Below are 9,712 nucleotides of genomic sequence, written 5' to 3' on the forward strand. Positions count from 1 at the left end.
GCTCACTTCTCGCTCATCAGTGCGGTGACGGTCTCGACGACATGCTTCACGAAAGGCTCTTCCATGAGCGTGAGATGGTCGCCCGGCACGTCGATGACGTTCAGGTGACCGGTGGTGCGCTCACGCCAGCCGTTGGTGGGGTCGCGGTGCAGGGACTCGATGGCCGTGTGCATGGTGTCCAGGACCGGCGGCAGCGGCTCCATCGCGTGGATCAGCGTCATGTCCTGCTCGACGACCTCGGGCCGGTAGGCGAACGCGGCGCGCCAGTTGGCCTCGTAGACATGGAAGAGCCGTCGGACGATCACCCCGGAGGACCCGGCGGGCAGGACGCCCTCGTCGACCGCGAGCTGGGCGATGAAGTCGAACTTCTCCTCCAGCGTGGCCAGCCGGCCGGGGATGATCTCCTCCGGGGACGCGCCGCCCCGCTGGAGCCACAGCAGCTCCCAGAAGAACCAGGTGAGCAGCGCGTCGTCACCGGCGGGCCTGCGGCGGCCCGGGTTGAGGGCCGTGGTGTCGAGGAGGACCAGGCTCGCGATCTCCTCGCCCGCCGCGCGCAGCTGCCGTGCCATCTCGAAGGCGACGAAGCCACCGAAGGACCAGCCGCCGATGGCGTACGGTCCGCTGGGCTGCACGCGCTTGATGGCCTCGACATAGCTGGCCGCGATCTCCGGGACGCTGCGCAGCGGTTCGGTGCCCGCGTCGCTGCCGGCCGCCTGGAGGGCGTAGAGCGGCTGGTCCTCCGGGAGGTGGGGGGTGAAGCGGAGGTAGCACAGGACGTTGCCGCCCATGGGGTGGACGAAGAACATCGGCCGCTTGTCGCCCGCGGCCCGGATGGGCACGAGCGGGTCGAAGGCGGATACCGCGCCGCCGCCGCGCAGCCGCTCGGCGAGTTCGGCGACGGTGGGCGAGGCGACGAACTCCGAGAGCGGGATGTTGCTGCCGTAGCGCTGCTCGATCAGCACGACCAGGCGCATCGCGGTGAGCGAGGTGCCGCCGAGGTCGAAGATGTTGTCGTGGACGCCCACGGCGGGCAGCTGGAGCAGCTCGCCGAGGATCTCGGCGAGCGTCCGCTCGTACTCGTCGCGCGGTGCCGTGAGCTCGCCGGTGGTGGCCGTGGTGAGCTGCCGGGCGCGCAGCGCCTGGTCGTCGCGCTTGCCGCTCGGGGTGAGCGGGAGCGCGTCGAGCCACTCGAAGTGCGACGGGATCATGTGGTCGGGCAGCACCGTGCGCAGCTGCTTGGCGAGCTGTCCGAGGTCGGTGCGCCCGGGGTCGCCGGTCAGGAAGGCGGCGAGGAAGGAGTCGTTGCCCTCGCGGCGGCGGGCGACGACGGCGGCCTCGGACAGGCCCGGGTGGTCCTGTGCGAAGCGGGTGATGGCCAGCTCGACCTCCGCCGGCTCGACGCGGAAGCCGCGCACCTTGACCTGCGAGTCCTCGCGGCCGACGCAGACGATCGCGCCGCCGGGGAGGCGGAATCCGAGGTCGCCGGTGCGGTAGAGGCGCTCGGTGCGCCCGTCGACGGTGCGGGTCACAAACCGCTCGGCGGTCGGCTCCGGCTGGTCGGCGTAGCCGTCGGCGAGGCAGGCGCCGGCGAGGTGGAGCTCGCCCTTCACCCCGTCGGGCACCGGCCGGAGCCGGGCGTCGAGCACATACGCGGCGGCGCCGTCGATCGCGGTGCCGATGGGCGGCAGCGCGGGCCAGGCGGCGGGGTCGCCGGTCAGGGTGTGGGCGGTGACGACATGCGACTCGGTGGGCCCGTACTGGTTCTCCAGGAGCACGCCGGGCAGCCGCGCGCACAGCGCGCGGATCTCGTCGGTGACACGGAGCTGTTCGCCGGAGGACGCGAGGACCTTGATGCTCCGCGGCACGGTGCCGAGGGCGACCGCGGTCTCGGCGAACTGCTGGAGCGCGACGTAGGGGAGGAAGAGCCGCTCGACGCCGTGCCGGTCCAGCAGGCGCAGCAGCGCGGGCATGTCGCGCCGCTCGTCCTCGCTGACCACCAGCAGGTTCCCGCCGCCGCAGAGCGTGGAGAAGATCTCCTGGAAGGAGACGTCGAAGCTCAGCGGGGCGTACTGCGCGGTGGTGCCGCCGACGGCGCCGCTGGGGACGCCGTTCTGCCAGGCGACGAGGTTGGCGAGCGACCGGTGGGGCATCGCGACGCCCTTGGGCTTCCCCGTGCTGCCGGAGGTGAAGAGGACGTACGCCACGGACTCCGGCGCGATCGCGGGCAGCGGGACGTCCGCGGGGGCGGCGCCGTCGAAGATCTCCTCGGCGGTGAGGACGGCGGTGCCGTCGGTGAGGAGGTGGGCCTGGTCGGCGTGGGCGACGACCCGGAAGGGGCGGGCCTGTTCCAGCATCGCGGCGACCCGCTCCGGCGGATAGCCGGTGTCCAGCGGGACCGTGGCGGCACCGGCCCTGAGCACGCCGAGGATCGTGGCGATCGTCTCGGGCGAGCGGCGCATCGCGATGCCCACCCGGTCGCCGGGCCGCGAGCCCAGCGAGAGGAGCGTGCGGGCGACGCGGGCGGAGGCGCGCTCCAGCTCCGCGTACGTCCAGCGGGTCTCCCCGGAGGTGAGGGCGGTGGCGTCCGGGGTGCGGGCGGCCTGCTCCTCGAAGAGGCGGGCGACGTCGGGGCGGGCGGCCTCCGCCCCCGTCGCGACGGCCGGGGCTCCGGCGAGGAACGCGAAGTCCGGTGCCTCTTCGGGGTGTTCGACCAGCCGGCGCAGGATGCCGGTGAAGCCGTTCGCGTAGAGCTCGGCCTGCGCGGTGGTGAAGGTGCGGCCCTGGTGGTCGAGGCGCAGGGAGATGCTCTCGTCCGTGGGGTCGGTCATGGCGTTGACGAGGAGCTGGAAGTTGGTCTCCTCCCACGCCTGGAAGTTCCGCAGCTCCACGCCCGGCAGCCGGAAGACCTCGGCGAGCTGGCGGAAGTGGATGTAGTTGAAGGCGGTGTCCAGGACGGTGACGCCGAGGTCCTCCTGGATGGCGCTGAGCGGGTAGCGCCGGTGCGGGTGGCTGTCCTGCTCCTGCCGGAACGCCTCGCGGACGACGTCGAGCCAGGTGGCGGCGTCCGCCTCCAGCCGGACCGGCATGGTGTTGAGGAAGAGGCCCGCGATGCGCTCGGAGCCCTCCTGTTCGGGGCGGCCGTGGGTGACGAGGCCGGTGGTGATGTCCGTGGCGCCGGAGAACAGCCGCAGGGTCAGGCAGTGGGCCGCGAAGAGCACGGACTTCACGGGCAGGGCGTGCGCGCGGGCGAAGGCGCGTAGCGCGCCGGTGAGCCCGGCGGGCAGGTGCACCGTGCGGGTGATCAGCTCCTCGCTGCCGGGCGCCTCGTGTGGCCGGAAGGCGCCGAGCTGCGGCGGCGTGGCGCCGTCGAGCCGCTCGCGCCAGTACGCCCGGGTGGCCTCGGACGCGAGGGCGAGGCGCTCGGCCCGGATGTGGTGGGCGGGGCTGGGCAGTTCGTGGTCCGCGACGGCCTCGATGCCGAGGCCGAGAGCGTGGAGGTGGTCCTGGAGGAGTTCGCGCACGAGGTTGGCGACGCTGCCGCCGTCGAGGATCGCGTGGTGGAAGCTGAGGACGAGCTCGACGGTCTCCGGCAGCAGGTGCACGCGGAAGTGGTACAGCGGCGCCCGCTCGAAGACGTACGGGTGGAAGCGGCGTTCCTCGATGTGCCGGCTGATCTCGGCGCGAGCGGCCGCGTCGTCGTGGCCGCGCAGGTCGACGATGCCGAGGCCGCCCTCGACGGCCGGTGCCACGGTCTGGAGCGGCTCCGAGAAGGTGCCGAGGTCGAAGGAGGAGCGCAGCACCGGGTGGCGGGCCACCAGCCGGTCGAAGGCGTGCCGGAAGCGGTCCTCGTCCCAGGGCAGCACGAAGCTGTACTGGAAGACGTCGCGGTAGACGGCCGAGTCCTCGCGGGCGCGGCTGTGGTAGAGCAGGCCGAGCTGGAGGCGGGAGAGCGGACAGGCGTCCTCGGCGCCCTCCAGGCGGGCCCGGTCGACGCCGGACACCAGGCCGAAGGGTTCGAGCGCGGGCTCCTCGGCGGTCCCGGCGGCACTGGTCGCGCAGGCGGCCAGGGCGGCGATCGTGGGCTTGCGCATGAGGTCGGTGAGCGAGAAGTGGATGCCCTGCTTCTCGGCCCGGGCCCGCACCCGGAGCATGAGGATGGAGTCGCCGCCGAGCGCGAAGTAGTCGTCGTGGACGCCGACGCTGTCGACCTCCAGGAGCTCGGCCCAGATCGCGGCGAGCGCCGCCTCGGTCGCGTCGCGGGGCGCGGTGTCGTCGCGGCCCGTGCCGGTGTCGGCCGCCGGGGCGGGCAGCGCGCGGCGGTCGGCCTTGCCGTTCGGGGTGAGCGGTACGGCGTCGATCCGCACATAGAGCGCGGGGATCATGAACTCGGGCAGGTTCGCGGCGAGTTCGGCGCGGAACCGAGCGGGCTCGACGGTCTCGTCCGCGACGTAGTAGCCCACGAGGTGGGTGCCGCGCGCCGGAGAGGTCCGGTCGACGACGACGGCGTCACGCACGCCGGGCACCCGGGCGAGGAAGTGCCGCACCTCGCCGAGCTCGACGCGGTTGCCGCGGATCTTCACCTGGCCGTCGATGCGGCCGAGGTATTCGACGGTCCCGTCGGCCAGCCAGCGGGCGAGGTCGCCGGTGCGGTAGAGGCGGCCGCCGGGCGTGAACGGGTCGTCGGTGAACTTCTCGGCGGTCAGCTCCGGCCGCTCCAGATAGCCGCGCGCCACCTGCACGCCGCCGACGCACAGCTCGCCGGGGACGCCGACGGGCTGGAGGCCGCCGTGCGCGTCCAGGACGTGGAGGCGGGTGTTGTGGACGGGCCGTCCGATCGGCACCCGGCGCACGGTCCCGTCGGTGGGGCAGTCGAAGTACGAGACGTCGACGGTGGCCTCGGTCGGCCCGTAGAGGTTGACGAGCTTCGGCGCGGAGTCACCGCCGAAGATCCGGTTGAACTGCTCGACCCGGGCGGCGGGCAGCGCCTCGCCGCTGCAGAAGACGTAGCGCAGCGAGGCGGCCTCGGCGCGCAGCTCGGGGGCGTCGTCGAGCAGGTCGAGGAAGGGGCCGAGCATGGACGGCACGAAGTGCGTGACGGTGACCCGCTGGGCGGCGAGGGTGCGCAGGATGCCGCGCGGGTCCTTCTCCCCGCCCACGGGCAGCAGCGCGAGGCGCGCGCCCTCGATCGCCCACCAGAACAGCTCCCACACCGAGACGTCGAAGGAGACCGGCGTCTTCTGGAGCAGCACGTCGCCTTCGCCCACCGGATAGCGGCTCTGCATCCACGCGAGGCGGTTGACCACCGAGTGGTGCTCGACCATGACGCCCTTGGGCTTGCCGGTCGAGCCGGAGGTGTAGATGACGTAGGCGAGGTCGCGGGAGGTCGCGACGGGTTCGAGCGGGCCGTCCGGGGCGTCGGGCAGCTCGTCGACGCGCAGGACGCGCACATCGTCGGCGACCTGCGGCTCCGGGGAGCCGGCGGCCACCAGGACGACCTTGGCGCGGCTGTCCTGGAGCAGGAACGCGATGCGCTCGGCGGGGTATCCGGGGTCGACGGGCACGTACGCGCCGCCGGACTTGAGCACGCCGAGCAGCGCGACCAGGGTGCGGGGGGCGCGGCGCATGAGGACGGCGACCCGGTCGCCGGGGCGCACGCCCTCGGCGCGCAGGACCCGCGCCAGCCGGTCGGCGCGGGTGTCGAGCTCGGCGTAGGTGAGGCCGGGGTCCGTGCCGTCGGCGGCGACCGCGACGCGGTCCGGGGTGCGCGCGGCCTGCTCCTCGATCAGGCTGTGCAGGGTGCGGTCGCTCGCGTACGGCACGAGGGGGCCCTGCCGGGTCTCGGTGAGGTCCGCGCGCTCGGCGTCGCTCAGCACGGGCAGGGTGACGGCGGGCCGGTCCTCCTGCTCGACGCCGGCCGCGATCAGGGAGCGCAGATGCCCGGCGACGGCCTCGATGGGGAAGTCCTCGTCGAAGACGTCGCGGGCGTAGTCCAGGTCGACGCGCAGGTCGGCGTCGTCCTCGAAGGCGTGGATCTGCACGGCCAGCGCGTCGGGCACGTGCGCGGGGGCCTGGATGAGGCTCTCGACGGCGGCGCCGGGGACCTCCGGGCGCGGGTGGCGGAGGTAGGAGAGCGTGATGTCGAAGAGCTGCCGGGAGCCGGTGCCGGTCGCGGGCAGGTCGCGGAGCACGTCGCCGAGGGCGAGCCGCTCGTGGCCCTTGTGCGCGTCCACGGCCTCCCGTACGCGGCCGGCCAGCTCGTGGAGCGTGGCGTCGGCGGTCACGGCCACCCGCAGGGGCAGGTTGTTGGCGAACTGGCCGACGGTCGCCAGCTCGCGGTCCGTGCGGCGGTTGCGGAAGGGGACGCCGAGGACGATCTCGTCGGTGCGGTGGACGCGCGTGAAGTACGTCGCGAAGGCGGCCGCGAGGTAGGAGAAGGGCGAGCTTCCGCCCTTGCGTATCCGCTCGACGAGCGCGGCCTCCACGGTGAAGGTGTGGCGGCCGCTGCGGCGTTGGCCCTGCGCGTGCTGCGGGACGGCGCGGGTGAACAGGGCGGGCACGGCGCCGTCGAGGGCCTGCCGGTGGAAGGCGCGGTCCTGCTCATATGCCTCGGAGGCGCGGTAGGCGTCCTCGGTGACGAGGGTGTCGAGAGGCGAGGGCGGGACGGTGGCGTCCACGTCGGCCGCGCCGCGCGTGGCGCGGTCGTAGGCGGCCCACGTGCGGAGGGAGACCTGGTTGGCCGCCCAGGCGTCCACGATCAAGTGGTGGGCGTTGAGGAAGAGATGGGCGACACAGTCGCTCTCGCGCAGCACCGCCGCGGTGAACAGGCGGCCGCGGCGCAGCGGGAAGGGGCGCGTGAAGGAGCGCTCCCGCCAGGCGGCGCAGGCGGCCGCGGGGTCCGCCGCACCGGAGAAGTCGAGGTACTCCACCCACTCGGCGGCGGAACCGGCGTCGGCTCCCCCGGCCCACTGGCCGGGCACGCCGTCCAGCTCGTCGAAGCGCAAGGAGAACGCCTCGTCGCGGCGCAGCACACCGGTCAGGCAGCGGCGCAGCACCTCCAGATCGACCCGGCCGTCGAGCCTTTCGTGGAGGACCACATTGAACTGGTGATCCCCTGGAGCGTGTGATTCCGCCGCCCAGATGTCACGCTGGTACGAGGTAAGGGGAAATATACGGGGAGGCGTCATGGCCTTCCTTCCGCTTCTGACAAGGGGGGGGTTAGATCCGGCCTCTCGCCCCGAACCCTAGATTTCCCATAACCGTATGTACCACTACTTGTACGAGTAGAAGCCGACCACTCGTTCGAGTGGTCGGCTTAGGGATGTGCGGAAAAATATTGATATACAGAGGGCGTTGCGGCCGGTCGGCGGGGCGGCCTCCGGCGTGTGACCCCATGCGCCGAGGGCCCGGGGCCGGCGCCGCCGCGCGCACGGCGCGGGCCGCGATATCCAGGACGGCTACGGACCGATGCCGGCGAACTCACCCGGCGGCATACGGTGACAGGCCCGATTTCCCCGGTTCCGGGAATTCCCCCTCACCACTGGCCACTCCTGGAGTGCGGACACGCGATCGCGGCGGAGCGGCCGGGCGCATGGGCGGCGCTGATCACGGACTTCCTGACGGACACGGCGGCCTGAGCCGCGCCGGGCGCACGCGCGCCGTCAGCGGTGGATGCCGCGCCGCCGGGGCGCGCGCCGGACGACGCGGCGCTGCTGCGAGATGACACGGCGGCCCAGGTCGAGCGCCATGGGGCGCGCGGCGACCGCCGGCGGGTCGAGGGACTCGTCGTTGTCCAGGACGGCCTGGTAGAGGGCGCGCATCCGGGGCGACGGCGAGATGCCCAGGTCGCGGTCGAGCGTGCCGGCCAGCCGGTGGAAGGCGTCCAGCGCGCAGGCCGCCCGGCCGGAGCGGTAGAGGGAGAGCATCCACTGGGCGTGCAGGTTCTCGTGCGTGGGGTGCCGTACGGTCAACTCGGCGAGCTCGGTGGTCAGCTCATGGTGGCGGCCCAGCCGCAGATCGGCCTCGATGCGCTGCTCCTGCGCCTGGAGCCGCTGCTCCTGGAGGACCGTGGCCCGGCCCTGGAGCAGCGGGCCGAGGGGGATGTCCGCCAGGGCGGGCCCGCGCCAGAGCTTCAGCGCCTTGTCCAGAGTGGCCGAGACCATGCGGTCGTCCTCCCGCGCCAGGGCGGCGCGGGCGGTGCGGACGTGCTCCTCGAAGAGCTCAAGATCGGTGCCGCCGGGCTCGACGACCAAGCGGTAGCCGTAGTTGGCGGTCTGGAGGATCCGCTTCGCCTCGCCCAGGGATCCGATGCGCGGAATCGTGCTCATGGCCATGCGGAGATGCAGGACATAGGTGTGCAGGGTCGAATAGGCGCTCTGCGGAGGATTCTGGTCCCAGAGTTCCTCTATGCAGGAGTCCACGGAAACCGACCGGTTGGCGTTAAGAATCAGCAGCGCGAGCAACTGACGCTGCTTGGGCGGCGTGGGCGTGAAAGGAAGACCGTCGTCCGTGGCCAGCAATGGACCCAGCACTGAGAATTTCATGAACCCAACCCCCCGGTTTACGGGTCGACCGCGAAGAGCGGGACCCTTAGGCATGGTGGGAAATCTACAGCGCGGCTTGACCGAGTGCACCTAAGGTAGCGGAATTAACGAGTCCGACATCATTCCGGACACTTCACCCGCGCGCCGTCAACTGCCCTGACCTGCGGAGCAGTTACCTCACGTAGCACTACGGGCGGGAGCGCCCCGCACCCTCCGGCACTGTGGGCCAGCCCACAAGGCCGGCCCAGGCGGGCCCCAGACGCTCTCCAGAAGTGCATGGAATTCGTCAAATTCAGTTGGTCAATCCTTGATCTCACAGATGACGGCGCCGGACGAGACAGAAGCACCCACTTCGGCACTTATGCCCTTGACCCGGCCCGCGCGGTGAGAATTGATTGGCTGTTCCATCTTCATTGCTTCCAGCACCACGACGAGGTCGCCTTCGGCTACTTCCTGGCCCTCCTCGACCGCGACCTTGACGATCGTGCCCTGCATGGGGGACGCGAGCGCGTCACCCGAGGCCGCGGAGCCGGCCTTCTTCGCCGCCCGCCGCTTCGGTTTGGCACCACCCGCTTCGGCCTTGCCTCCCGCAGCCGTTCCCAGTGACGACGGCAGGGAGATCTCCAGCCGCTTGCCGCCGACCTCGACCACGACCGTCTCACGCGTCTCCGGCTCGGCCGCCCCGTCCACCGCGGGCGCGGAAAATGGCGGGATCTCGTTGACGAACTCGGTTTCGATCCAGCGGGTGTGGACGTGGAAGGGGTCGGCGGTGAAGGCGGGGTCGGTGACGACGGCGCGGTGGAAGGGGATGGCGGTGGCCATGCCTTCGACGGTGAATTCGTCCAGGGCGCGGGCGGCGCGCTGGAGGGCCTGTTCGCGGGTGGCGCCGGTGACGATGAGTTTGGCGAGGAGGGAGTCCCAGGCGGGTCCGATCACCGATCCCGCTTCGACGCCCGCGTCCAGGCGTACGCCCGGGCCTGTCGGCGCGTCGAAGCGTGTCACCGTGCCGGGGGCGGGCAGGAAGCCCCGGCCCGGGTCCTCGCCGTTGATGCGGAACTCGAAGGAGTGCCCGCGCGTCGGCGGGTCGGTGTAGCCGAGTTCCTCGCCGTCGGCGATGCGGAACATCTCGCGTACGAGGTCGATGCCGGTGACCTCTTCGGTGACGGGGTGTT

The 9,712-nt window shown here is 72.2% G+C and carries 3 protein-coding genes; all 3 read right to left on the bottom strand.

All coding sequences use genetic code 11. From position 1 onward, the window contains the following. Nucleotides 1-2: 2 nt before the first annotated feature. Entirely contained in the window at nt 3-7,184 is a 7,182-nt protein-coding gene (locus tag ACH427_RS19255; protein ID WP_398870699.1) for an amino acid adenylation domain-containing protein, read from the bottom strand. A 474-nt stretch (nt 7,185-7,658) separates the two neighbouring features. Then, the gene (locus tag ACH427_RS19260) at nt 7,659-8,540 is read right to left on the bottom strand and encodes a BTAD domain-containing putative transcriptional regulator (RefSeq protein WP_398870700.1); all 882 of its coding nucleotides are present in this window, start codon (nt 8,538-8,540) and stop codon (nt 7,659-7,661) included. A gap of 300 nt (nt 8,541-8,840) precedes the next feature. Continuing rightward, the coding region (locus tag ACH427_RS19265) for a biotin/lipoyl-containing protein (protein WP_398870701.1) at nt 8,841-9,712 on the bottom strand (872 nt) is incomplete at its 5' end.

The sequence above is a fragment of the Streptomyces sp. NPDC020379 genome, from assembly GCF_044387105.1.
Lineage (GTDB): Bacteria > Actinomycetota > Actinomycetes > Streptomycetales > Streptomycetaceae > Streptomyces.